The organism is Helicobacter sp. 23-1044 (assembly GCF_053654695.1).
The window spans coordinates 71,727-96,365 of the sequence record NZ_JBSIUQ010000006.1; the positions used below are offsets into that span (position 1 = coordinate 71,727).

Annotated in this window: 32 protein-coding genes and 1 pseudogene; 9 read left to right on the forward strand and 24 right to left on the reverse strand. The window is 41.4% G+C overall.

Annotated features, from left to right (window positions below):
* Positions 1-11: 11 nt before the first annotated feature.
* The 19 genes and pseudogenes from mrdA to ACWIUD_RS06690 form a co-directional block, all read right to left on the reverse strand.
* On the reverse strand, positions 12-1,820 hold the full coding sequence (gene mrdA, locus ACWIUD_RS06600) for a penicillin-binding protein 2 (RefSeq protein WP_454147857.1): 1,809 nt from the start codon (positions 1,818-1,820) through the stop codon (positions 12-14).
* Positions 1,799-2,254, reverse strand: coding sequence for a hypothetical protein (locus tag ACWIUD_RS06605; RefSeq protein WP_454147859.1), 456 nt, complete (start codon positions 2,252-2,254; stop codon positions 1,799-1,801). The genes mrdA and ACWIUD_RS06605 overlap by 22 nt, the downstream gene beginning before the upstream one ends.
* A complete protein-coding gene (locus tag ACWIUD_RS06610) occupies positions 2,221-3,399 on the reverse strand; it encodes a GNAT family N-acetyltransferase (RefSeq protein WP_454147861.1) in 1,179 nt (392 codons plus the stop codon). The genes ACWIUD_RS06605 and ACWIUD_RS06610 overlap by 34 nt, the downstream gene beginning before the upstream one ends.
* Positions 3,400-4,464: 1,065 nt before the next feature.
* A pseudogene (locus ACWIUD_RS06615) lies at positions 4,465-4,674 on the reverse strand (GTPase); the annotation flags it as partial.
* Complete coding sequence (lptA, locus tag ACWIUD_RS06620; RefSeq protein WP_454147863.1) at positions 4,658-5,134, reverse strand: lipopolysaccharide transport periplasmic protein LptA; 477 nt, start codon at positions 5,132-5,134, stop codon at positions 4,658-4,660. The pseudogene ACWIUD_RS06615 and the gene lptA, both read right to left, overlap by 17 nt.
* The gene (locus ACWIUD_RS06625) at positions 5,131-5,700 is read right to left on the reverse strand and encodes a hypothetical protein (RefSeq protein WP_454147865.1); all 570 of its coding nucleotides are present in this window, start codon (positions 5,698-5,700) and stop codon (positions 5,131-5,133) included. The genes lptA and ACWIUD_RS06625 overlap by 4 nt, the downstream gene beginning before the upstream one ends.
* Positions 5,663-6,508 carry a KdsC family phosphatase gene (locus tag ACWIUD_RS06630; protein ID WP_454147867.1) on the reverse strand — a complete coding sequence of 282 codons (846 nt, stop codon included), beginning with the start codon at positions 6,506-6,508 and terminating at the stop codon, positions 5,663-5,665. The genes ACWIUD_RS06625 and ACWIUD_RS06630 overlap by 38 nt, the downstream gene beginning before the upstream one ends.
* Positions 6,505-7,104 carry an imidazoleglycerol-phosphate dehydratase HisB gene (gene hisB, locus ACWIUD_RS06635; RefSeq protein ID WP_454147869.1) on the reverse strand — a complete coding sequence of 200 codons (600 nt, stop codon included), beginning with the start codon at positions 7,102-7,104 and terminating at the stop codon, positions 6,505-6,507. The genes ACWIUD_RS06630 and hisB overlap by 4 nt, the downstream gene beginning before the upstream one ends.
* A gap of 56 nt (positions 7,105-7,160) precedes the next feature.
* Positions 7,161-8,108, reverse strand: coding sequence for a septal ring lytic transglycosylase RlpA family protein (locus ACWIUD_RS06640; protein WP_454147973.1), 948 nt, complete (start codon positions 8,106-8,108; stop codon positions 7,161-7,163).
* 197 nt (positions 8,109-8,305) lie between these two features.
* Positions 8,306-9,379 (reverse strand): transglycosylase SLT domain-containing protein, encoded by a 1,074-nt coding sequence (locus tag ACWIUD_RS06645; RefSeq protein WP_454147871.1) that lies wholly within the window; start codon positions 9,377-9,379, stop codon positions 8,306-8,308.
* A gap of 330 nt (positions 9,380-9,709) precedes the next feature.
* Positions 9,710-9,931 carry a hypothetical protein gene (locus ACWIUD_RS06650; protein ID WP_454147873.1) on the reverse strand — a complete coding sequence of 74 codons (222 nt, stop codon included), beginning with the start codon at positions 9,929-9,931 and terminating at the stop codon, positions 9,710-9,712.
* A complete protein-coding gene (locus tag ACWIUD_RS06655) occupies positions 9,932-11,206 on the reverse strand; it encodes a BspA family leucine-rich repeat surface protein (protein ID WP_454147875.1) in 1,275 nt (424 codons plus the stop codon).
* Positions 11,207-11,254: 48 nt separating this feature from the next.
* Positions 11,255-11,590: a BspA family leucine-rich repeat surface protein gene (locus ACWIUD_RS06660; protein ID WP_454147877.1), complete on the reverse strand. Its 336-nt coding sequence runs from the start codon at positions 11,588-11,590 to the stop codon at positions 11,255-11,257.
* The gene (locus ACWIUD_RS06665; protein WP_454147879.1) at positions 11,584-11,751 is read right to left on the reverse strand and encodes a hypothetical protein; all 168 of its coding nucleotides are present in this window, start codon (positions 11,749-11,751) and stop codon (positions 11,584-11,586) included. The genes ACWIUD_RS06660 and ACWIUD_RS06665 overlap by 7 nt, the downstream gene beginning before the upstream one ends.
* Before the next feature lie 62 nt (positions 11,752-11,813).
* Positions 11,814-12,485, reverse strand: a complete 672-nt coding sequence (locus ACWIUD_RS06670; protein WP_454147881.1) for a hypothetical protein — start codon at positions 12,483-12,485, stop codon at positions 11,814-11,816.
* A 9-nt stretch (positions 12,486-12,494) separates the two neighbouring features.
* Entirely contained in the window at positions 12,495-12,734 is a 240-nt protein-coding gene (locus ACWIUD_RS06675; protein WP_454147883.1) for a BspA family leucine-rich repeat surface protein, read from the reverse strand.
* Between the two features lie 12 nt (positions 12,735-12,746).
* Positions 12,747-12,896 carry a hypothetical protein gene (locus ACWIUD_RS06680; protein ID WP_454135495.1) on the reverse strand — a complete coding sequence of 50 codons (150 nt, stop codon included), beginning with the start codon at positions 12,894-12,896 and terminating at the stop codon, positions 12,747-12,749.
* Positions 12,897-12,996: 100 nt separating this feature from the next.
* Entirely contained in the window at positions 12,997-13,176 is a 180-nt protein-coding gene (locus ACWIUD_RS06685; protein WP_454147885.1) for a hypothetical protein, read from the reverse strand.
* A gap of 167 nt (positions 13,177-13,343) precedes the next feature.
* Entirely contained in the window at positions 13,344-14,120 is a 777-nt protein-coding gene (locus tag ACWIUD_RS06690; RefSeq protein WP_454147975.1) for a TatD family hydrolase, read from the reverse strand.
* A gap of 69 nt (positions 14,121-14,189) precedes the next feature.
* Between ACWIUD_RS06690 and ribE the strand changes: the two genes are divergently transcribed.
* Positions 14,190-14,864: a riboflavin synthase gene (gene ribE / locus ACWIUD_RS06695; RefSeq protein ID WP_454147887.1), complete on the forward strand. Its 675-nt coding sequence runs from the start codon at positions 14,190-14,192 to the stop codon at positions 14,862-14,864.
* A 1-nt stretch (position 14,865) separates the two neighbouring features.
* Positions 14,866-15,141: an EscU/YscU/HrcU family type III secretion system export apparatus switch protein gene (locus ACWIUD_RS06700; protein ID WP_454147889.1), complete on the forward strand. Its 276-nt coding sequence runs from the start codon at positions 14,866-14,868 to the stop codon at positions 15,139-15,141.
* A gap of 455 nt (positions 15,142-15,596) precedes the next feature.
* On the opposite strand, the gene ACWIUD_RS06705 is transcribed toward ACWIUD_RS06700, so the two are convergent.
* The 4 genes from ACWIUD_RS06705 to ACWIUD_RS06720 form a co-directional block, all read right to left on the reverse strand.
* Positions 15,597-16,088, reverse strand: coding sequence for a chemotaxis protein CheW (locus tag ACWIUD_RS06705; protein ID WP_454135503.1), 492 nt, complete (start codon positions 16,086-16,088; stop codon positions 15,597-15,599).
* Positions 16,089-16,100: 12 nt separating this feature from the next.
* Entirely contained in the window at positions 16,101-18,509 is a 2,409-nt protein-coding gene (locus tag ACWIUD_RS06710) for a hybrid sensor histidine kinase/response regulator (RefSeq protein ID WP_454147891.1), read from the reverse strand.
* A gap of 82 nt (positions 18,510-18,591) precedes the next feature.
* Positions 18,592-19,386, reverse strand: a complete 795-nt coding sequence (locus ACWIUD_RS06715) for a metallophosphoesterase (protein ID WP_454147893.1) — start codon at positions 19,384-19,386, stop codon at positions 18,592-18,594.
* A gap of 21 nt (positions 19,387-19,407) precedes the next feature.
* Positions 19,408-20,652 carry an N-acetyl-gamma-glutamyl-phosphate reductase gene (locus ACWIUD_RS06720; RefSeq protein WP_454147895.1) on the reverse strand — a complete coding sequence of 415 codons (1,245 nt, stop codon included), beginning with the start codon at positions 20,650-20,652 and terminating at the stop codon, positions 19,408-19,410.
* A gap of 88 nt (positions 20,653-20,740) precedes the next feature.
* Here ACWIUD_RS06720 and ACWIUD_RS06725 point away from each other — a divergent pair, with 88 nt between their 5' ends.
* Genes ACWIUD_RS06725 through ACWIUD_RS06735 form a run of 3 tightly spaced genes read left to right on the forward strand, consistent with a single transcriptional unit; the run spans position 20,741 to position 22,486 of the window.
* Positions 20,741-22,015, forward strand: a complete 1,275-nt coding sequence (locus tag ACWIUD_RS06725) for a 3-isopropylmalate dehydratase large subunit (RefSeq protein ID WP_454147897.1) — start codon at positions 20,741-20,743, stop codon at positions 22,013-22,015.
* Between the two features lie 18 nt (positions 22,016-22,033).
* The gene (gene gatC / locus ACWIUD_RS06730; protein WP_454147899.1) at positions 22,034-22,312 is read left to right on the forward strand and encodes an Asp-tRNA(Asn)/Glu-tRNA(Gln) amidotransferase subunit GatC; all 279 of its coding nucleotides are present in this window, start codon (positions 22,034-22,036) and stop codon (positions 22,310-22,312) included.
* 27 nt (positions 22,313-22,339) lie between these two features.
* Positions 22,340-22,486, forward strand: coding sequence for a hypothetical protein (locus ACWIUD_RS06735; protein WP_454147901.1), 147 nt, complete (start codon positions 22,340-22,342; stop codon positions 22,484-22,486).
* Here ACWIUD_RS06735 and ACWIUD_RS06740 read toward each other — a convergent pair.
* Positions 22,467-22,646: a hypothetical protein gene (locus ACWIUD_RS06740; RefSeq protein ID WP_454147903.1), complete on the reverse strand. Its 180-nt coding sequence runs from the start codon at positions 22,644-22,646 to the stop codon at positions 22,467-22,469. The genes ACWIUD_RS06735 and ACWIUD_RS06740 overlap by 20 nt on opposite strands.
* Between ACWIUD_RS06740 and ung the strand changes: the two genes are divergently transcribed.
* The 4 genes from ung to ACWIUD_RS06760 are packed head-to-tail and all read left to right on the forward strand — an operon-like array spanning position 22,635 to position 24,634.
* Positions 22,635-23,312 carry a uracil-DNA glycosylase gene (ung, locus tag ACWIUD_RS06745; protein ID WP_454147904.1) on the forward strand — a complete coding sequence of 226 codons (678 nt, stop codon included), beginning with the start codon at positions 22,635-22,637 and terminating at the stop codon, positions 23,310-23,312. The genes ACWIUD_RS06740 and ung overlap by 12 nt on opposite strands.
* 46 nt (positions 23,313-23,358) lie before the next feature.
* Positions 23,359-23,562, forward strand: coding sequence for a hypothetical protein (locus ACWIUD_RS06750; RefSeq protein WP_454147905.1), 204 nt, complete (start codon positions 23,359-23,361; stop codon positions 23,560-23,562).
* 34 nt (positions 23,563-23,596) lie between these two features.
* A complete protein-coding gene (locus tag ACWIUD_RS06755) occupies positions 23,597-24,487 on the forward strand; it encodes a helix-turn-helix transcriptional regulator (RefSeq protein WP_454135523.1) in 891 nt (296 codons plus the stop codon).
* 21 nt (positions 24,488-24,508) lie between these two features.
* Positions 24,509-24,634: a hypothetical protein gene (locus ACWIUD_RS06760; protein WP_454147907.1), complete on the forward strand. Its 126-nt coding sequence runs from the start codon at positions 24,509-24,511 to the stop codon at positions 24,632-24,634.
* Positions 24,635-24,639 lie beyond the last annotated feature (5 nt).

The window sequence follows — 24,639 nt, forward strand, 5'->3', positions numbered from 1 at the left end:
ACGATTCACGCCTATTTCACGCCCACTTCTTTAAAATATCCCAATTCTTTCATTTTGTTTGCAAGGGAGGCAAGTATCGGTCCCGCGCTACTTGAGCCTCCGCCTCCGTGCTCTACTAGCACGGTGATTACATATTTTGGATTTTTATATGGCATAAACGCCGTTATCCACGCGTGTGAGCGATGATAGTATTCCAACTCACGCTCGGGGATTCGCTGTAAAATGTCCTTTGGGATTCCCACTACTTGCGCTGTCCCTGTTTTGCAAGCCATTGTGATTTGCGACAAAAAGCCCGTGTATCGCGCTGTGCCGTCATCTGCGTTGCAGACTTGATACATTCCTAATCTCAATGCAGGGAGTTTGCTTTTTTGAAAATCATTTAGCACATCTTTGCTCTCTACTAACGCGCTATTTTCGCCCAATTTTTGCGCAAAGCGTGGCACAGGCAGAGTCCCTGTGGCGATTAGTGCCGTATATCGTGCGATTTGAATAGGCGTTGCCAAAAATAAGCCCTGCCCGATTGATGCGTTTATCGTATCGCCGATTCGCCACGGCTCCCCGCGTGTGCCTAGTTTCCAATATGGCGTAGGCAAGATTCCGCGCGATTCGCCTATCAAATCAATGCCTGTTTTTTCGCCAAGCCCCATTGTTTTGAGCGTTTTTGCCATATTTTCAATGCCGATTTTGTAGCTCAATCGATAAAAATACACATCTACGCTTCGTCTCAACGCCTTTATCAAATCCGCGCTTCCGTGCTTTTCACTCCAATCTCTAAATCTCACGCCGCCGATTTCCACAAATGGCGGTGTTTCGATGATTGTCCGCTCATCAATGTCGCCATATTCCAAAAACGACAGCCCAAGCCCCATTTTGATAACGCTACCCGGCGGATACATTCCATTTATCATTTTATTTAGCAACGGCGTAGCGGGACTATCGCGAATCGCGCTCCATTGCTCTTCATTCATACCATTTACAAAGTCATTTAAGTTGTATTCAGGGTAGCTTCCCGCTGCTAAAATCTCGCCATTTGTGGCGTCCATCACAATAGTCGCCCCCGCTTTCCCCTCAAACTGCGAATCCAAATGCCTTTGCAAGTCAATATCAAGTGCCAGATTCATATCAAATCGCTTGTTTGCGCCCACTTCCTCCAAAATCTCCACATTGCGATTTAGCACATCGACTTTGGTTCTTATGTAGCCTAATTTGCCTTGCAAAAAGTCATTGTAATATCGCTCAATGCCAATTTTGCCAACAAGCCCCGTGTATTTTGCCATTTCATTATCATAAATCTCTTGCTGATTTGCAGAGCCAATGTAGCCGATGATATGGCTTGCCATCGTGTCATTTGGATAGTGGCGTTTGGTGGCGTTTGTAATGCGAATATTGTCGCTTTGGGAGAGTTGCGTGTAGCTCTTTAACATTTCGCTATATGGGATAAAATCGATGATTGTTATGGGATGATGATTATAGGGGGAGTATTTTGATAGATAGATTTCTTTTAGATTCTGCGCCTCAAAATGCGGAAAATGCGCAATAATTCGCAGAATCTCCCCCTCCAATTTCGCCTCATTTTTCTTTCGTCCCAAATATGGATTTAGCGCGATTGCATAGCCCAATTCATTTACCGCCAAAGGTTTATTGTTTCTATCCAAAATCTGCCCACGCGCGGGGATTTGCATCTCAACTCTAATGATATTTTTCTGCGCGATACTTACAAAATGCTCGTGTTTGATGATGGCGATATAATAAAGTCTTGCGGCAATTATTAGCAAGATTGCGCCCATAAAGCTTAAAATTATTTTGTATTTAGTATCCATATCCCAACCATTAGTAAGATTTCTAATATCAAATACCACGCCAAAAACCAAAGCGGCGGCACACTCGCGCCAAAAAATGAGTTCAAAACAAGCAATGCAAAATAAACAGATGGAATGTAAATTAACTCAAAAATATTGACATATTTAAAAATCTTAATAATTTTATTATGCAAAAACATATACGCCAAGCAATACACGCAAAAAAGTATCATCGGCGAAAGTCCCTTATTTGCCTCCATCACGCACAAAATTAGCGTGAAAAAAAACAGCGAGTAATACCGCCCACTCTCATAATACCGCACAAAACTCAAAAACAAAATCCCAAAAAGCGGTGGCAAAAACAAATACGCCGAGCTAAAAGCATCATAAATCAACAGCACCGCAAAAAACAGCGCAGAATCTACAAAGTTTTGAGTAGAGCTATTTCGTCGCATATAGGAAACTTTTTGCATTTGATACAATCCGCCCATATTTTTTGATTTGGCAGAGAATCTTTGGCAATTTCTACAAAGCCGATTTTAGCGAAAACTTCCTTTTGGTAAGTGAGTGCCAAAACTTCTTTTAGATTTAACGCCCTTGCTTCGCCTAAAATGTGATTTATTAAATGCGTGGCAAGTCCCATTCTGCGATAAGATTCGCCTACGATTAGAGAGCGAATCTCAGCAAGCGTGGGAGATAAGATTTGGAGCGCAGCAAAGGCGATAATGGGCGCGTTTGCTGTGTCAATATCGCTAGATTCTGCGATTTTTATATCGTTGCGAGATTCTGCGATTAGATTCTGCGAAATTGCGTTAGATTCTGCGATTTTTATGCGGTTCGCAGAATCTGCAATAATTTCGTCATTGCGAGAAAATTCGCAAGAATTTTCGTGGCAATCCATTTTGTCATTCTGAGCGTAGCACGAAGCACGAAGCGAAGAATCTCTTTTTAGATTCTGCGATTCTGCGATATTTTCGCCACTTTTAGCATTTGATTCACTTGAATCTTTTCGCAAAAAGGGCTGCACCCCGCTCCCGCTCCCCCCGACTATTAAATTGTGTCCCCAAAAAGCAGCCGCTTTTTCGCTTTTAGGGGGAGAGCCTCGCTTTTCCGCTTCTAGCAAAAAATCGGCACTCGCACTACTGCTCGTTTGAATCCGATTTTTTGCACCACGAAGCGGGCGAGTTTTTGGTGCTTCGCACGATTGATTTTTATTGGATTGCCACGAAAATTCGCTACGCTCATTTTCTCGCAATGACGGATTTTTTTCATTAGATTCTGCGTTTTTTGCACGATTCGCAGAATCTAATGCGTCATTTTCCGTCATTGCGAGATTTGACTTCGTCAAATCGTGGCAATCCATTTTGTCATTCTGAGCCGTAGGCGAAGAATCTCTATTTTTTAGATTTTTCGCTTCGCTCAAAATGACAATTTTGTTTGGATTGTCAAAATTTACCCGCACAACGCTATAAGAGCGAATCGCACTTGCCATTTCATCTTCACTTCTATCCAAAATCACGCCTTTTTGCACTTCGGGCAAAATGAGGCTTCGCATCGCAGGAATGTCGCGCAAAGTGGGCTTTGAAATCACAAACTCCATTTTTACCCCCTAAAAATTTATATTATACATCGTCCGCAAAATCGCACAGCGCAGAATCTCCGTGCTGTTTTTATCGCTAATTGCGTGATAAAGTTTATTTTGCTGTTTTAGTTTCGCTAAATCATTTTTGCTTAATTTATCCGCCTTTGTGAAAACCTGCAAAATCGCAGAATCTCCCCGCTTAAAGGCATTTAAAAACGCCAAAATTTCGCCATCGATTTTTAAATCCTTATGGCGCGAGTCGATTAAATGAATGAAAAGTTTGATGGATTCGCGCTTTTTTAGAAACTCGCTCAAATTTTTGTCCCACGAATCTTTTTCTATTTTGCTGACTTTGGCATAGCCAAAACCGGGAAAATCCAAAATATGGATTGCAAATTCGGTTTGTGGCAAAAATCCCCCCTCCCTTGCGAAGATTGAATCAATTTGTCCCCCCTCCCTTGCGGAGGGGGCTAGGGGGTGGGTAGAATCTGCGTTTTTTATTTGACACGCAGAATCTGCCTCCAAATTGTCATTCTGAGCGAGTGAAACGAGCGAAGAATCTCTATTTTTTTGAGATATTTCGCTTCGCTCAATATGACAAGATTTATTAGATTCTGCGAACGCAGAATCTAAAAAAGATTCGTGCGAAGCACCCTTAATCTCGCCCGCTTCGTGGTGCAAAAAATCGGGAGCAAGGTTGCAGTAGTGCAACCGCCGATTTTTTGCTAAAAGCGGAGAATGCGAGGCTCTCCCCCTAAAAGCGAAAAGCGGCAGCTTTTGGGGACACAATTTAAATGAAGTCGGGGGGAGCGGGAGCGGGGTGCAGCCCTTTTGCGAAAAAATAAGGGATTTTGAATTGAAATTAGGCGACAGATTCGCAGAATCTAAAAGAGATACTTCGCTTCGCGAAGTCAGACAAAATAAAGTGCGATTCGCAGAATCTTGGATTGCTTCGGCACTTCGTGCCTCGCAATGACGAAGTGAAGTAGATTCTGCGTTTTTATAATTTTTGTTGCCTTTCGCAGAATCTATTGCAAAATCTTTCGCAAAATCTATCGCAGAATCTTTTGTAAAATCCACCCTCCACTTTGATTCAAAAAAATTTACTAGTCTAGTTTTGCCCGGTGTGGATGAGCTTTTTGCCAAATTTTTGCGATTTAAAAGCGCGTTTATGAGCGAACTTTTGCCGACATTGCTTCGCCCCAAAATGGCGATTTCAGCGCATTGTATTTGCGGTGCTTGGGAGAGCTTCTCGCAGGATTTTACGAACCTTGCGTCAATTACTCTTATCATCTTGCTCATCCATTTGAAAAATCACCTTTGCAGGGCGGTTTTTCGTGCCTGTGATATTGAGATACCCCGCCTCGTTGTTGATGATAATCTCTTCGCCCACCACTTCGTTAATTTTATCGCTCTCTTTCACCTTCGCGTTGCCTTTTAGGTGATATTGCCCATTTAGCGCGTTGTAGTGCGCCTCCCTAGCACTCCCGCTTAAAATGCGCTTATCCTTCGTGCGGACCTTAAACTTCACCCCGCCAAACGCCGAATAATGCTGTGGCTTGCGATTTTTATCCACCTTTACCACCACTTTTGGCGCGAACAGCTCATCTTTGCCCTTTTTAATCTCCACATTTTCATTTAGCTCGATAATCCCGCTTTTTTCATCTGCGCTAAAATGCAAAGCGGTAATTTCAAGCACATCATCGGCAAGCAGCGCAAAAATCGCCATTACATAAATCATCATCGCTCTCATTTCGCGCCCCTTAATTTGATTTTTGCGTGGATATTTTGTGCTTGAATCACGCCATTTTCGTAATTAAAATGCAGTCCTTTGATATCCTCAAACGCGCTTTTTATGTAAAAATTATCGCGCCCTTTTAGGACTTTGGAGCGCAAATCATACACCGCAATGTCGCTGTGCGCTTCATATCCATCGCGCAGATTTTTCACGCCATCATCAAAGTAAATCACATCGCCCACTTTTCTCGCACTTGGCGCGGAGAGCGTGTCAAACGAAGTGCCGTTGCGTTTTAGTGTCATTTCAGTTAGCTCTTCTTGCGTGCTTTTATCGGGCAGCTCAAATTGCTTTGCATTTTTGGCGATTAGCTCCGTTAGCAAGGCGGTTTTGTCAATCTCATAAGCGGTGAAATTAAAAATCTCAATCTTTGGGAGCTTCTGCGGGGCGATTTGTTTAGCGTGTGGCGCGGTGTCAAAGGACAAAACAATGGCAATGCTAAGCGCAAGAAGCGCGATGAAAAACGCCGTAACGCCACTTCCTGCGTTAAATTTGCTTTGCAAAAAAGTCAATAAAATCTTCATAAATTTGCTCTTTTTGTAAGATTAGCTCAATCGCCTCCCGCACCGCGCCTTCGCCACCTTTGGCGTTTAAAATCGTGATTTTTGGTAGATTTTTCGCGCTAGTTTTAAAGGCGTTCGCGCAGTCATTTGGCGCGAAATTTAGGGACGCTTCAGCAAACATAGAAATATCGTTTAAATCATCGCCCACACACGCAATTTGGGTTGAATTTAACGCGAAATCTTTTTTTAATTTTCGCAGAATCTCGCCTTTGTTTTTGATATTCATAAAAATTAAGTCGCTTGGGATTTGCAATTCACTTGCGCGAATGCGGAGAATCTCGCTTCCTTTGCCCGTGATAATGGCAACTTTGCGATTTAAAATTTTACGCCAATAGGCAAGAGCAAGTCCATCTTTGACATTGAAAACTTTGGCAATTTCGGTAATTTCTCCCCCCTCCCTTGCGGAGGGGGTTAGGGGGTGGGTAAAGTCGCTATTTGAAAATTTCGCGCTACTATTTTTTTGCGCTTTTAACCCACCCCCTTTATCCCCCTCCGCAAGGGAGGGGGAATTTTTGGATTGCTTCGGCGAATCTATCGATTCGCCTCGCAATGACGAATCTTTTTTTGAATCGTTTGCAATTCTAGTATCTTGCGCAAGGTTTGTGGGTTGCGCCGAAAAATTCGATTGAGATAAGGCTAGTCGCCTATCGAATGAGAATTTTTCAAGCTCCCGCAAAGATTGCGTAAGAGACGAATTGCTTATGTAACCATACACCAAACTCCCATCCGTTAGCGTCCCATCTACATCAATACAAAGCAACTCAATCACAGCGTCCCTTTTGTGCTAGGCATTTTCACGCGCTCATTGATTTTTGCCGCATTTCGCAATGCTACGGCAAAGCTTTTAAACGCCGCTTCGATTATGTGGTGGGCATTTTTACCGCGTTTAAAGACAATGTGCGCCGTAAGATTGGCGTTATTCACAAGTGCGCGAAAAAATTCCTCCACCAGCTCACAATCAAACGCGCCCACTTTTTGCGGAGTGATTTTGCCTGATTTTAGCGCGTTAAATGGCATATCAAAGTGCAAAAACGCCCGATTCGCAATATCTAGCGAACACTCCACGCAGGATTCGTCCATCACCACACTTGCAAAGCCAAATCGCTCGATATTTTTCACAGGATAGAGCGATTCGCCTAAAAGTTTGCCGATGACAATCCCGCAATCCTCCACGCTATGGTGCGAATCCACGCCCAAATCGCCCTTGCAATTTAGCTCCAAATCCACCAAACTATGTTTAGCAAAGGACTCTAACATATGATTAAAAAATCCTATGCCCGTTTCAATGCGCGATTCGCCACTGCCGTAGAGTTTTAGTTTTGCTGTTATGTCCGTCTCTTTTGTTTTTCTCTCTATTTTTTTCATTTTTGCCTCCATTTTAGATTCGCACTCCAAAAGGCGCGAATCTTACACAATCTACGCTAATCCCTAACAAAAAATCCCTCGACTTTTTGCGCTTTGATAAAGTCTCGCGCCTCTGCCTCGCTTTTAAATCCGCTGATAAACACGCGATAAATAGTCGCTCCCTCAAACTCGCCCTCTTTTATAATCGTGCGATAATTGTCATAATTGTGCGTGTTTTGGTAAGTTTCAGCACCTGCGCGTTTTCTAAATGCGCCAATTTGCACGGAGAAAATCCCACCTGTGATGACTTTTTCGCTTTCCCCTGTTTTAAACTCGTCCTTAAACTCGCTAGAATTTACCATATCTTTGATAATCGTAGAGTTGCTTGCCGCGTCATTTGAGACGATTCCGCCAAAGCCAATCACTTCGATATTTACCCGTGCTGTGCCTGTTTTTATCATATCAATATCCTGCGCTGCCACCTTTGATAAATCAATGATTCGCCCCTCCACAAAGGGTCCGCGGTCGTTGATTCGCACAATCGTAGTGCGCCCACTATCCAAGCTATACACCTTTACAATCGTATTCATCGGCAAAGTTTTATGCGCTGCGGTGTGGAGATTCATATTGTAAATCTCGCCATTTGAAGTCTTTTTGTTGTGAAAATTTGGTCCATACCAAGATGCGATGCCATCCCAATTCTCGCCGATTTGGACGCGCTGTGGGTAATACCACTTGCCGTTGATTTGATATGGCTTCATCGTTGCGCGTTGAATCGCATCGCTATCCCTCGCCGAACCAAACTTTATATTTTCAGGCGGTGGGATTTCAGACTCCACTCTCGCCTTGCCTTCCGTGCTGTTTGTGCGATTTTTATTACCTTCTTTGTGGCGATTTATGTATTCATCAAATCCATCATAGCTTTGATACGCGCCAATTCCGCCACGATAAGTGCTAGTATTCGCGCACCCAGCGATAAAAGTCGCCACTAAAATCACACCTAAAATTTTCATCGATACTTTCATTTTGCAATCCTTCAAAAAAAGATGTGAGTTTAATATAAATTGCCTTAAATAAAGCATAAACGCAGAATCTGCGGTAGATTCTGCGAGATTCTGCGAAAATGCACGAGATTCTGCGAAAAATGCGGATTTCACGCGAGATTCTGCGATTCTGCGAATTTTGCGTGTGAGATTCTGCGATTCACACAAAATCGCAGAATCTACTTCCTAGCGAACTGCTTTTGATTATAAAGCGGAATCATCAACTTTTGATTTATCGCAATTTGGGATTTTTTGAGATTATTTGTATTTTTTATTGTATCGATGCTGACATTGTAGCGGCGCGAAATGCTATACAAACTATCGCCCTTTTGCACCATATACACGATATAAAACTTCGATAAATCCGCCTTGCGCGGTTTAAAATTTTTCTTAAAATTTAAGAGTTTTTCATAGGGCAGATACACATCGTATTCATCGCCGTTTGGCGGGAGAAAGTTGTAGTTAAAGTGGCGATTATACTTGCGAAGTGTGTCAATATGCAGTCCCGCGCCTCTTGCGATAGAGATAAAGTCCGTGCCGGCGGGGACTTTGATTGAGGCGATGGTGATTGTCGCGCCACGATTTAAAAAGTGCTCTTTGTCTTGTGATTTTAGGCGATTCACATTGCTAAATGCCAAATTTATCGATAAAATCGAGCGGATATAATTGCGCGTTTCAGGCGGTATGAAGTCCATCAGCACATTTATATCATCGCTCCCCGCGCTATCAATCGCCTTTTTAAGTCGCCCAATTCCGCAATTATACGCCATCGCGGCAAGATACCATTTGCCCGTTTGATTTTTGAGCTGTTTGAGATAATTTATCGCGGCTTCTGTGGATTTTATCGGGTCTTTTCGCTCATCGATAAAATCATCAATGCGAAGTCCCAAACTTTTCGCTGTGCTTGGGATAATCTGCCAAAGTCCCACTGCCTTTTTTTTCGAATATGCGCGGGTTGAGAAGTGCGACTCCACCATCGCCAAAAATAAAAATTCTTGCGGGACGCCCGCATCAGTTAGCATTTGGCGCAAAATAGGGATGTAATCATATCCGTTATCATAAATCGCCACGAAATTTTCCCAATTTTGCCCGATGGTTTTCTCGTAATATTGCTCAAAAAACGCGCTGTCGATTTGATAAGCGGTATCAATATCAAAGATGGATAGGATATTTTGCGCCTTTGCGCTGGTATCATAAAAGTCTGCTTTTAGCGCACACAGCGCAAATAAAGCATAAAAAAGAATTGCCTTCAAACTAAATCCCTTTATTTTGAAAATAAAATTTCGCATTGTAGTGAAATAAACTTAAAATATCAGCAATTTTTGATTTTTATTGAATCGCGCCTTTGTTTTTATGTGTTTTGATGAAGGCAAAAATCGCAGAATCTAGCGTAGATTCTGCGAATCTTTGAAGATTCTGCGCTTTTGGTGTGAAACGCAGAATCTATGAGTTTTTTGCAGAATCTACCTATATTTCGTCATTGCGAGATTCTGCGACTTTGTTAAAAGTTGCAGAATCGTGGCAATCTAAAATTTAGATTCTGCAAATTTGGCGCAGAATCTAGTGAAATTCGTAGAATCTATTTATTTCTTATACTTCGCAAAGTGCGCCTTCCCCGCTTTCCACAAATATCTATCAAGTTCTTTTAAACCACAATCCAAACCATAAAATGCCTTAAAGTCATTCAACGCCTTTTTAAATCGCCCATAATCGCGCGAATCGTGTGATGAATCTTTTGCCAAATTTTGCTTTGAATCTTGTGCCGAATCTTTACTTGCGCCAAAAATTTTATCAAAAAGCTCCATTTAAAGTCCTTTTATTACGGGCACAGCTGCAAGTATCGCACCGATAGCGGAGAAAACAGCAACCGCAAGCATAAGATAATTAAATTTCTTTTGATTGCTTTCATTGACAATCTCGGCTACTTGCTTAATGGTTTCTTTTAATTCTTTATGCTTGGATTCTATGCTATATCTTTGGGATAGTTGATTCCAAAATTGCAATACAGACAAATCCGCACTTACGGGCATATTTTGATAATATTGCAAGTCAAATTCGCAAATCTCTTTGTGGCAATTTGTAAGTTTTGTTTGTTTGTCTCTCGCTTTTTTATTGAAATATTCCATTTTTGTCTCATAAGCTTTTGCCAATATCAAAGAACCGATAAGATTTAGGATTCGATAGCTGTTTGTTTGCGTTGTATCGCCATTATAGATTCGCATTATATGTTCTTTGTATTCTAAAATGACTTCTATATCATCATTTTTATAGTCTTTTTTATGCGAATCAAAATCAAATCCATCAAATTCCTCATCATCTTTTCTTTGCTCTATTGCAAGGATTTGTTTTAGCTTATTATCTTGCGGTAGTTTAAAATCATCAGTTTCTACTACAAAGCAATATCCAAAAATTCTATAATATACAAATTCCCAATCCAAATCCGTAGCCGAAACAATCTCGCCACCATTGCCCTTTGCAAAAAATATTTCATATTTTGCTTTGATATTTTCAGGTATCCACCTATACAAACAATCTTTTTTCTTTGATTCGCTTAATTTATTTAAGCTATTTGGGATATTAGCAACTCTATAAATTCTAAATTCGCCCACATTTCTAGCAAATTTTTTGCTTTGTGTGGTGCTTGAATCTAGCGCATTTTGGCTTGAATCTTGCAAAATTTCTTTTTGTTGCTCTTTGCCATCATCACTAATTTGCGTAATTTCAAGCTGTAATAGACTGCCCTTTGTGATATTTGTAATGTCGCAATTTTCATTGATTTTCCAAGCAAAAGTGCGATTTAGCGACTTCGTATCCGCAAACATTCTTTTCATATTTTGCGCTTTGCCAAGTCTTGTGCCCCACGCGCTTAAATCTTGATTGAAACTCTCTGCCTTATTAAACATACTTCCCAAAGCCACAGCATTTGACAAATCCCATTTATCCAAAGGCTGATTAAACGCCTTTGCACCCATAAACATTGTAAAACACTTCGTTACGCTAGACATAATCCAATGATTTATGGGCTGATTGAATCGCTCCGCATTCCAAAACATTTCCCAAGTCCAGCCGACTTTATCCATTTTCCATTTATCGCCAAAGGGTTGTCCGCCGTTGTTGAAACTCTTTGCTTAAGAAAACATTCTTATCATATTTGTCGCACTGCTCGTATCCCAATGCGCCCCGATAGGTCTATCGAAACTCTCCGCACCCCAAAACATCGCTTCAAAAGTCCGCGCATTTTTTATCTTATCGCCCCATTTTTCTAAGGGAGCATTAAAGGTTTTGCACTGCGCGAAGCACAACTCAAAGCCCACGACATTGCTGACATTCCAATCCTCAATGCCACTAAAATCGCTCCGCGCACTTTTATAAAACAACGCTTTCATATTTGTAACTTTGCTCGTGTCGATTTTTGCAAGGCTTATAAGTTCGCCCGTGCTGTCATCAACGCAATTTACTAGCATTTTAAGCTGTTTTTATCGGGCATAAATTGCCCTTTGTCATTTGGGGTTAATCCGCTTTCGCGCATAAATTCACTTAAAAGCAAAGTTTTTGGAGCAGATTCGGTTGAATCCACACTTGAATCACCACGAATCTCTACATTTTCATTATTTTCATTTGTCATTGTGTATCCTTTGTGTTGAAATTTAAATGTGGCGAATCTCATCAAAGATTCGCCAAAAAGTTTTACTCATCGTCCTCCCAATCCTCATCATCGCATTCGTCGTCATCGTCCCATATCCCTTTGCTATCTACAAATTCAAAAGAATTGCCCTTATCTGCATTTGGCAATTTGGATTCATATTCATTAGCCTTTTCCTTATTATAAAATCCCTTAATTATCTTTTTGATAATATTATCCTTATCTATTTCAACCCACCAACAACAATCAGCACCCCAAGTTAGCCACCTTAATCCTTGCAAAATATAGCGCATATCATTTACTTTTCTGCCGATAAAGGTTTCAACTTCAATGTGCGGTTGATAACCCAAAAACAGCGTTTCATTTTCGCCAACCTTGCCTGAATCTAACGCTTCTAATCTCGTATCATATATGCCAAGCAACTTATTCAAACAATAATCCTCATTCATATTAACAGCAACTGCCTTGCGGACGCCATTTCGTAGCAATAAATCTACTTCGCCAATGGCTAAATCATTATCAATTATAAGTTCCTCTAAATCCGCCAAACTTATATCAGGCTGATAACCTATGGCACTGAGATATTCTGCGCCCATTTCTTTGTATCTACCATAAACAAGCAACCGCTTATTTTTTATCCATATAGTTGCTTTTAGGCGATTAGGATATTCGCTAATTGTTTGGACGATTATGTCGTCCTCATCGACTTCAACCAAATATGCTTTTTAAAATTTTTCACATATTGTAGATGCTAAATCAACGCTCATACCCTCAAACATAGCACCTAAATTTTTTATTTTTGACAAATCCCATTTCTCAATCCCGCTAAAATCCGTGCGTTCGCTATCCTCAAACAAATATGACATATCATCAATCGCGCTCGTATCAATGTCGCCTAAATTCACACTCTCATCGCTTATGAGTTCTACTAACTCATCTTTTGATTTTGGATTATATTTTGCCATTTTGCACCTCCATTATTTGCTTCTCTTGCGTTTAATATACGCTTTATACGCCGCTGTGCCTTTTCTAATCGCTTTCATTTTGTTTGTAAGGCTTCGTTTCCTATCGCCCTGCGCTTGTGCATAAGTCCTAGCTCTGCCTTTTGTCCCTCTTGCTGCTGCCATTTTTTGTCCTTTCATATTAAATTTTATTCGCCTTTTGGGGCGAATCGTGTTTGCTAACCGCCGACTAAAAACAAATGCGCTAATTTCGCGCTAAAAAATTTCAAACTATCATTTGGATTCCTTTGTGTGTGGTGTGAAGTTTTGTGGATTGCTTCGTTGCGTTCGCTTTACTCACGCGCCTCGCAATGATAGAGTCTAGTAGATTTTTACAATTTAATGCGTGAGTTTTGGATAAGTGGCGTAAAAAATCAGTTAAATAAAGGACAAATCCCCCCCCCATTTCGTTTTTTCGCAGTAAAGTTTAGTGGATTTGCTGAATTTGCTGAATGGATTCGCGCTTAAAATTTTCAAATTTCGCCCTTTTAAAAAAAATAAAACTTGCGAATTGTAGTTTTAATCAAATTAAAACTTTCTTAAAACATTTCAGATTCTGCACTTCACATAAATCTACTCTCCAAACCCAAAGGCGCGTTCTGCGTTTGCTGTGCTAATCTCTGCGATTTTTTCTGTGCTTAAATGCAAGTGATTTGCCAAATGCTCGGCGATTAGCGGGATAAATGCGGGGCTATTGCGCGTCCCACGATACGGCGTAGGCGCAAGATATGGCGCATCTGTTTCAAGCACTATGCCTTCAAGTGGCAGTTTTGGGGCGGATTCGTGCAAGGATTTTGCATTTTTAAAGCTAATCACACCGCCGATTCCATAGTAGCAAGGGCATTTTAGCGCATTTACCAAACTCATATCGCCACCAAAGCAGTGAAAAACCACGCATTTTAGGGCGGATTCATAATCACGCAAGATTCGCACAATGTCCGCATTCGATTCGCGTGTGTGAATGATTATGGGCAGATTTAGGGCGATTGCAAGTTCAAGTTGCGCACGAAAGCCACGCTCTTGGGCGTTTTTTGTCGGCTCATCATTTTTGTAGTGATAATCTAGTCCGATTTCGCCCACCGCAAGGCATTTTTTGTGATTTGTCGATTCGCGCAAAGTCTGCAAAGCGCGTGAATTTAGCGATTCAATCTCATTTGGGTGAATGCCTATCGCAAAATAAATCTGTGCGTATTTTTCAGCCAAAGAAATCGCCTTTGGCAAATCCGCCAAATCTGCGCCCGGGATTAGCATTTTTCCCACGCCCAAATCCGCGCAACTATCCAAAATCTCGTCCAAATCGCCCACAAAATCCGCGCTATCCAAATGACAATGCGTGTCAATAAATTTCACACTCAAAACTTCGCTCCCAAAAAATTTTGCTAAAATAATATCAAAATTTTTATAAGAATGGGCGTATAAATGTTTAGCGGACTAGTGAAAAATATCGGCGTGGTGGAGAGTTTTGGCGGTGAAGTGATTGCGATTCGTAGCTCACTGCGTCCGCAAATCGGCGCAAGTATCGCAATAAATGGCGTTTGCACGACTGCGATTTCCCTAAATGGCGATATTTTTCGCGCACATTTAAGCAAAGAGACTAGGGATTGTATCGCGCTAGAAAATCTGCTAAAACCACGCGCACAAGTGCATTTGGAGGAAGCCTTGCGCGTTAGCGATAGGCTGGATGGGCATATCGTGCAGGGGCATATTGATAGCGTTGGTGAGATTTTGCGCGTGGAGCGCAGTGAAAACGGCTTTGATTTTATCATCGCATATCCTAGTGAGATTCGTGCAATGCTCGTGCCAAAGGGCAGTGTAGCAATCGATGGCGTGAGTCTTACCATAAACGAGGTTACTTCGCGCGATTTTCGCCTTACTATTATCCCACACACCTTTAATAACACGCTTTTTCACACATACAAACCCGCAAGGCGCGTGAATATTGAGACGGATATTTTTGTGAGAAGTGTGTATCATATAGTGAAAAATATGGGCGATTTAGGTGCGAATTTGGGCGATTTTGCGGATAAAAACGCAGAATCTAGGGCAGATTCTGCGATTTGGCAAAAAATCGATAATATTTTGATGAGCTACTAAAATGCAAAATTTTCAAAACGCCACAAAAGCCGTAGCACTCGCATACAACAAGCATTTGAGCGCACCAAAGGTTGTGGCAAAGGGCAAAGACAAATTTGCAGAGATTTTAATCCAAAAGGCGCGGGAGTTTGACATTCCCATTTTTCAAAACAAAGAGTTGGCGGATTTGCTAATGAGTATCGAAGTCGATGATTTTATCGATGAAGGGGCGTATTTGGCGGTGGCAAGGGTGTTTGTGTGGTTGAATGAAAACGAAAAAACCGCGCAATTAAGTTAAGGGCGATTGAAATTAGGCGCAGAATCTGCAAAAATCGCAGAATTTATGAAAAATATGCCAGATTCTGCGAATTTTATATAAGATTCTGCGGGTGCAAAAGATTCGCAGAATCTAAAAAAATATAAAATTTCTAATAATTTTTGATGATTTTGATAAAAATTTTTGTTTGGGAGAATGCCTAAAATGCGTGTTTATAGCGCAGAATCTAGTAAAATAATAAAAATTATTAAATAGATTCTGCTATTTATTGACAAAAAATTAACATTTTTCTTCTAATATTCGCTTGTCGAAAGACGAATTTAGGGTGCAAACTCTAAATGTTATTACACTTGATGATGTTAGATGGGATGCTAAGAGATTGTCATAAGAAATTATGAAGTAGATTTGAGTCATAATGTCTTTTGTGTCTATATTTTGAAGAGATTGCAACAACCCCTCCAAAATAATTTGCAATCTTAAAAAGCCCTTTTTAGTAAGTATTCAACTTTTAGAATGGTAATTAACCTATCTTTTTGTTTTCCTATCCCATAAATCAAATTAGCATCTTCATTTAGCGTCTCGGGTGTAGGTTCGATGTCCTTCTCGCTGATTTTTACCGCCTCAGTTAGCTTGTCAATCACAAATCCCGCGATTTCATCATTATGCTTTATCACAATGTAGCGCATATCTTTGTTTTGCTTAATCGTGGGGAGATTGAACTTCGCGCGGAGGTTTATAAGCGGATAAATATTGCCACGCAAGTTAAACACACCAAGCACATACGGCGGAGTGCCGGGCACTCGCGTGTATTCGATGGGGCGGACGATTTCTTGCACATTTAAAATCGGCACGGCAAATTCCTCGCTCCCTACCAAAAATCCTACAATTTGCAATATATCCTCTGGCTCAGCTTCGATGTGCTTTTTACTTTGTGATTGAAAGATTTCTTTGATTTTTTCATCAGTCATTTTTTCGTCCTTTTATAGATTAAAATTTATATTTCGTTTTACGACATTTACCAAATATTCCGCAGAGTAGGGCTTTGTGATATATTCTGTCATCCCAGATTCTACGCCACGCATTCTATCGGTTTTGCTACTGCGACTTGTTACGGCGATTAGCGGGAGATTTTTGAACTTATTATACTTGCGAATTTCATTTGCCAAAGTGTAGCCGTCCATTCTAGGCATTTCAATATCCACTAGCACCGCGTCAATGACTTGCTCGCCATTTTTGATAATATCTAATGCCTCGACGCCATCTTGCGCTTCCATCACGGTTACACCAAGTGGGGATAGATATTTTTTCATAATCGACCTATCGACTTGACTATCATCAACGGCAAGGATTATGTAATCACTCGCCTTTGTTTTCTCCACCGCTTCGCCTGCCTCTTCTTGCAGGGTGCTAATCGTCCCTTTTGCGTATTTTGCTAAGTGCATCATCCCTGCGACATCGACAATTAGCGTGATTTTGCCATCGCCTCGAACTGTCGCCCCTGCGATGCCCTCCGTGCCTTTTAAATAATATCCTAGCGACTTTATGACGACTTCCTCTTGCCCGACTAGATAATCCACAATTATGCCTATTTTATTCTCCGCTAGTCCAATCACTACGACATACATTTCACTTGCATTTTTTATCACGCTATCAACTTTGAAAATATCGCTTAACCGCACAAGTGTGAGTATCTCATCCCGCAAACGAAGCACACTCCGCCCCTCTACGATATAAATCTCATCTTGATTTGCCCTAACGGTTTCAATCACCGAGCTAAGCGGGATTGCGTAGTATTCCTCTTGCACACCGACAATTAACGCCTGAATGATTGCCAAAGTTAGCGGGATTTTCAGCTTCAAAGTCGTCCCTTGCCCTAGCGCAGATTCTACATCAATCATCCCATTTAGCTTTTCGATATTTGTTTTCACCACATCCATTCCAACGCCACGCCCACTGACATTTGTGACGACTTTTGCGGTGGAAAATCCCGCCTTAAAAATTAGCGAATACGCCTCTTTATCATTCATCATATCCGCTTCGCGCTCGGTTATGATATTTTTCTCTAACGCCTTTTGTTTGAGTGCCTCCGCGTCTAATCCCTTGCCATCATCGGCGATTTCAATAACGATGTGATTGCCTTCGTTATACGCTTTTAGCTCGATTTTCCCGCTTTCGCTTTTTCCTGCATTTACGCGCTCATCCTTTGCCTCAATGCCGTGGTCGCAGGAATTGCGGATAATATGCACTAGCGGGTCGCCGATTTCCTCGATAATCGTCTTATCAAGCTCCGTTTCCTCTCCGCTGATGATTAACTCGATATTTTTCCCCATATCGCGCGATAAATCTCTCACCATTCGCGGAAATTTGTTGAATACCTTACTTACAGGCAGCATTCGAGTTTTCATAACCGCTAACTGCAAGTCCGTAGTTACGATAGATACGGCACTTACAACTTGATTTAATTCCTCTAAAAACTGCTCCCCATCGTATCTTTCCTCGACTTCATCATAAATGCTAATTAGTCTATTTTTGCCAAGCACAAGTTCGCCAATAAGGCGCATTAGGTGGTCTAATCGCTTCACATCCACGCGGACGGTTTGCTCGACTGCGGTGGTTACTGCGTTGTCATCTTTTTTGGGTGGGGTTTGCGGTTTTGGCGATATGGTTTGCGATTTTGGCGCAGAATCTACTTGCTTTGTGGGTTTCGCAGAATCTAGCGCATTTTGTTTTTTCGCCATCCGCCTTGCTTTGTCCTCTTCTTGGCGGAGTTTTAAAAGTCGCTCGATTTCTTGCTCAACTTCCTGTGGCGATAATTTCGAGTAATCATCATCATTTGCCAAAGAGTTTGGCGCAGAATCTAGCGCAGAATCTGCCGTTTTTGCGTTAGATTCTGCGATTTTAGGTGCAGAATCTGATGAGGTTTTAGAAGTCGCAGAATCTTTTAGCGCAGAATCTACATTCGCAGAATCTGCCTTTTCTCCGCTAGATTCTGCGAAATTTTGCCCTTGTGAGATATTTTGCAGTTTTGTTATAATATTTGTAATGTCAATGTCAGTTTTATCGCTCCCCGTGTCGCGAATCGCATTTAGCAGTCCTTTCATCATATCAATTGATTCAAGCACCACATCCATCACATCAGGTGTAATCTGCAATTCTCCGCGCCGTGCTTTGTTTAGCACATCTTCCATATTGTGCGTAAGGCTGGTTAGCACATCAAAATTCAAAAACGAACTTGAACCCTTAATCGTGTGCGCCACGCGAAAAATGCGATTTAGCAAATCCAAATCGTTTGGATTGTGCTCCAACTCGATTAAATCTTGGTCCAACTGCTCTATCATCTCAAAGGCTTCGATTAGAAAATCTTCTAAAATCTCTTGCATTTCGTCCATTTCAATACCTCTGCATTTTAAAATTGCGGATTATATAATTTTTATTCTAAATTTCGCAAGAAAATCGCCTAGATTCTGCGTTTTATAATGTTATAAATTCACATTTATCGATTTTAAACGCGCTGTTTTCTTGTAAAAAAGCGGGTAGGGCGATATATTTTAGCGCAGAATCTGCTAGATTCTGCGAAGTTGCAAAATCTGCGTTATTCGCAGAATCTAGCGTAAAATCCACGATTTTCCCCAAGTGAAAATGCCCCTCGATGATTAAATCTATGTTTAGATTCTGCGATTTTGCGTAAGTTTGGTAGCATTTGATTCTGCGCCTAATTAGCTCGTAAATCGCAGAATCTCCGCGCAAAAAGCGAATCTTTTTATTTTGCACTTTTTTTTCGATAAATCTATAAAGCCACCCAAAAGTCGCAAAATCCGCTATTTGCAAGATTTTACCCGTGATTTTCGCACTCAAAATTTTGATATAAATTTCATATTTTTTATCCAAAAAAATATCGCCGTGCGCGATTAAAACGCACTTTTTGCCAAACTTTGCAAGTAGTGGTTGATTTTTGCGCGGGATTTTTCGCACATTTGGCAAAATGCCCTCCAAATTAAAATCGTGATTACCCGCAAAATAAATCACTTGCGCCTTTTTGGATAGCGAATCTATCGCATTTAAGAGCGTTTCATTAGACTTTACGCTTGATTTTAGATTGCCTACCAAAATGTTTGAAATATCACCCAGCAAAAAAATCTGCGATGGAGCGTGGTGTGAATCACACATTTTTTGCAATGCCAAAATAAGCGAATCGCGCGTATTTTGCGCACTGATTTGCGTATGCGAATCCGCAATAAAAATCGCGTCATTTTGAATTTCTAACATTTGATTAGATACCACGCAAAATTACGGCATATAGGCGATTTTTGGCAAACCTTCAATCTCATCAACGCCAAGCGCAAGATTCGCACACGCTAATGCTTGCGAACTTGCCCCACGCAAGAGATTATCGATACTTGAACTCACAAACAAATCGCACCCATCACAAAGCGCAAAAATATCGCAAAAGTGGCTTCCAGCGGTGTTTTTCACACTCACAGGATTTTCGCTAATGCGGATAAAAGGCTCATTTTTGTAGCATTTGCGTAAAATTTCTAGTGGATTTAGTGGCTCTTTTAAACGCGCAAAGATTGAAACTAACATTCCGCGTGTGAATGGGCTTAAATGCGGGACAAAGTTAATTTTTATCGCAGAATCGCGTTGTCTTGTGGTGATAAATCGGGGAGACTGAATAAAGAAACTTCGGCTTCGCCTTGTTTTGTTGTTCGCTTCGTCAATGAACCCATTAGTTCTATTTCCTTGCTCACAACTGCGCAACCCCGATTTTTGCTTCGTTTCACTCGCAACCCGTTGGGTCTCATCCACAATACTTCCGCGCAAGTCTTTTTTCGTGCTAGATTCTGCGATTTTGCGCCCAAAAAACTCGCATTTTTCCTTAATCTCAATGCTGTGGCGGTGCGTAAATGGCGAATATGCGAACATATTTTCATTTATTTGCGGATAGTGCGAATTTTCGGTGAGTTTTTTCCCCGCGCCACTTACGCCACTTTTTGCGTCAATAAAAATGCTAAAATCGCCCAAATGCGCGATAAATGGGAGGATTCCAAGCAAAGATGCCGTAGGATAACAGCCCGGATTTGCCACTAAATTTGCGCCTTTAATTGATTTACGATTCCACTCTACCAAGCCATAGACGGCGTTTGATAGGTTTTTTAAATCGCTATGTTTGCAATAGTGTGCTTCGTAATTTTCCGCGCATAAGCGATAATCCGCGCTTAAATCAACCACCTTTACGCCAAGCTCCAAAATGCGTGGCACAACGCTCATTGATTCCTTGTGTGGCAGAGCTAAAAACACCAAATCTAGCCCTTTGATTGCGCTAAAATCGATTTTTTGCACGGGCAAGTTTGGTGCGACATTGATTAGGTTTGGATAAAGCGCGTATAGCGAAGATTCGCCACTTGAATTTGCAACATAGCTCAAATCAAAAAATTTGTGATTTAGTAGCAATTTGACTAGTTCTAATCCCGTGTATCCGCTTATTCCTATGATGCCGATTTGAAATTTTTTTGCTTGAAATTTTTTTGCCATATTTTTTGCGCCTTTTTAAGATTTTTTAAAAAATTTTATATTTTTATAGATAAAATTTCAAAATTTTTTTAAAAATGGAGAGCCAAAAATGCCACAAAAACCACAAACAATCACAGAAAAAATCTTTTCAGCACACGCGAATCGCGCCGTTTTCGCCGATGAAATCATCGAATGCGACATTGATATGGTAATCGGCAATGACATTACCACGCCCCTATCTATCGAAGCTTTCAAAAAAGCAGGGGCGAAAAAACTCGCAAAGCCCGATAATTTCTTTTTAGTATTAGACCATTTTATCCCTGCCAAAGACATCGCATCGGCAAATCAAGCGCGAAAAAACCGCGACTTTGCAAAAGAGCAAAATCTAAAATATTTCTTTGATGAGCGCGATATGGGCATCGAACACGCACTTTTGCCCCAAAAGGGGCTTGTCCTGCCCGGCGATGTGATTATCGGCGCGGATTCGCACACCTGCACTCACGGCGCGTTAGGCGCGTTTGCCACAGGTATGGGAAGCACGGATTTAGCTTTTGCGATGATGACGGGCAAAAATTGGTTTAAAATCCCCCAAAGCATAAAAGTCGAATTTGTCGGCAAGAGCGCACCCTGCGTTTATGGCAAGGATTTGATTTTGGAGGTGATTCGCCGTCTTGGCGTTGATGGTGCGCTGTATAACGCGCTAGAATTTACAGGCGAAGGGCTAAAATATATCGCAATGGACGATAGATTTAGCATTTGCAATATGGCAATCGAAGCGGGGGCAAAAAGCGGAATCGTCGCCGTAGATGAGATTACGGAGGCGTTTTTGGATTCACGCCAATCTTTGCGTGGCAAACCTGTGATTCACAAAAGCGATGAAAACGCCCACTACAAGCAAAAAATCACCATTGACATAAGCGCGTTAGAACCGCTTGTGGCTTATCCGTTTTTGCCTTCAAATGGGAAGCCCATTTCACAAGCTGTCGCCGATAAAATCAAAATCGACCAAGCCTTTATCGGCTCTTGCACTAATGGGCGTATTAGCGATTTGCGCGTGGCTGCGGAGATTTTGAAGGGCAAAAAGATTCACAAAGATGTGCGCCTAATAATCACGCCCGGCACTCAGGCGATTGCGCGACAAGCGGAGAGAGAGGGCTTGATTGAGATTTTGCTAAATAGCGGTGCGCTTATCAGTAATCCTACTTGTGGCGCGTGTTTAGGTGGGTATATGGGGATTTTGGGCGATAATGAAAAGTGCATTTCAACTACGAATCGCAACTTTGTAGGGCGAATGGGCGCAAAAAGCTCGGAGGTGTATTTGGCAAACTCCGCTGTGGTAGCAAAAAGCGCGTTGCTAGGCTATATCGCCGACCCGCGAATCTAAAAATTAAAGGAAGCAAAAATGCAAATCGATGATAAATTGCTAGAAAAGCTAGAAAAATTAAGCGCGTTAAAAGTGCCAGAGGATAAAAAAGAGGCGATTAAGGGGCAGATTAGCGAAATTTTGAATTTCGTAGAAAATCTAAATGCGGTGGATTTAAGCGCGGAGATTCCGCATAAAAGCGCAAAAACGCCAATGCGAGAGGACACTCCACGCAAAAGTGAAGTAGTCGAATCTATCCTAAAAAACGCGCCAAAGGCGGAGGGTGGATTTTTTATCGTGCCAAAAATTATTGAGTAGATTCGTGCGCTCAATTTGTTCTGGGGTATGCAATTCACACGAAGTTTGCCCCATTGCGTCGTCAATGAACCACTAGTTCTATTTCCTAGCAACGGGGCAAACTTCGTGCAAAGCCACACCGCCATTACTTCGATTGTGATTGCGCTAACGCGAATCAGTTGCAAATCGGCGTGAATCTAAAATTTTCGTCATTGCGAGAAGTCGCACTTTGAGCGACTTCGTGGCAATCTATATTAGATTCTACGAATGCAGAATCTAATTTCAATTTTTGATTAAGACTTTGAAAAAGTCGAAATATCTTAAAAATTTTTAAGGTTATTTTATGGAAGTTCAAATCGAAGATTCGTGGAAAAATGTCTTGCAAGATGAGTTTGACAAGCCCTATTTTGCGGAGATTTGCGCCAAATATTATGACGCACTCAAAAAATCCACCATTTTGCCACCGCCAAAATTGCTTTTCAATGCTTTCAATCTCGTGCCGTTTTCGTGCGTGAAAGTCGTCATTTTGGGGCAAGACCCTTATCACGGCGTAGAGCGCGGGATAGCACAAGCTATGGGGCTATCTTTTAGCGTCCCCCGTGGCGTTACACCTCCGCCATCGCTTAAAAATATCTTTAAAGAAATCAAGCGCGATTTAAATATAGATTCGCCACAAAATGGCGATTTGAGCGCGTGGGCAAGGGAGGGCGTTCTTTTGCTAAACGCGCTTTTAAGCGTGGAGCTTGGCAAAGCACTCTCACACAAAGGCTTTGGGTGGGAGATTTTCACCGACAAAGTGATTGAGATTCTCTCACAAAGGCGCGAAAATATCGTCTTTATGCTTTGGGGCAACTACGCACGGGGCAAAAAATCGCTCATAGATTCGCGCCGACATTTAGTGCTTGAAGCACCGCACCCATCGCCACTAGCGCGTGGATTTGTGGGTTGCGGACATTTTAGCAAATGCAATGAATTTTTGTGCGCCAAAGGCATCGCAGGGGTAAATTGGAGTTTGGTTTAAATCGCAGAATCTATCGTAGAATCTGTAAAATCTCGCAGAATCTAGTGTGAATTTTGCAAAAATCGCAGAATCTAATTGTGGATTGCTTCGCCTTGCTAACGCAAGGACTCGCAATGACGAAGTGTGGCGACTCGTTTTAATTTATGGATTGCTTTATCAGTGCTACGCACTTCCTCGCAATGACGGAGAGCAACACAGATTCTGCGATTTAATCGCAGAATCTCGCCCATTTATGCCAAAAATTTGCTAAAATTACATTGTTTTGGAAAATTTAGGGGGTAAAAATGGAGACAAAAAACAACATTTTGTGCGATGAGCATTTGGGGGAAAACCGCTACACACAGGACTTTTTGGACTATGATGAGATTTTGGCACTAAACTACAAAGGCACAAGCACGGGCAAAATCCAAATCAACGCATCGCGAAATATCATTATGTTTATCCTAAAAGGGCGCAAGATTTTGGCAAATGGCGAGTTTATGCAAAATGAAAATGAGATTTTATTCATCAAAAAGGGCAAGTTAGACGCCAAAAATGAAGCAAAGCAGGGCATTTATCAATCTTACTGCATATTTTTTTCAAATATCTTTTTGCTGAAATTTCTAAGCAAACATCGCTTCGTTTTTGATTTGCTTCAAAATGGCGCGAAATGCGAGCATTACAAGATTTCAAGCGATGATTATATCAACGAGCAAATTATGGCGTTAAAAGTCTATTTTGCGCATAAAAATCAACTAAATAGCAATATTTTCAAAGAAATCATAAAGTTAAAGATGGAGACGCTATTTTTGCTACTGCTAAACCGCGAGGATATGGTGTTTGCGGGGTATATTCGCGAGATTATTGAGGACTGCCCTTTGTTTGCGACTTTGCTAAATAATAACGGCAGAGAGTTTGCCAATGTGCGCGAGATGGCGGACTTTTTTGAGATGAATTTGTCGATTTTTAGTCGTAATTTTAAGTTGAGTTTTGGCATTTCGCCCAAAGAGTGGATTGATAATGAGAAGTTTGAGCGGGCAAAACTACTGCTTGAATTTAGCAATAAAAATGTCACCGAGATTTGCAAAGAGCTGAAAATCAACTCGATGGCGTGGTTTATCAAGCGATTTGGCGAGAAATATGGGATTACGCCAAAGCAAATGCAGAAGGCAAATAATTTGCATTTTGGGAAGTGAGATTTTTGCCCCGCTTCGTCATTGCGAGACTTGCTTGCAAGTCGTGGCAATCTAGATTCTGCGAATTTCGTGGAGAGATTCTGCGACTCGTGCGAAAATTTTATAAAACGCAGAATCTCGCAAACCTTTGGCACTTTTTTTGCTTAAAAATT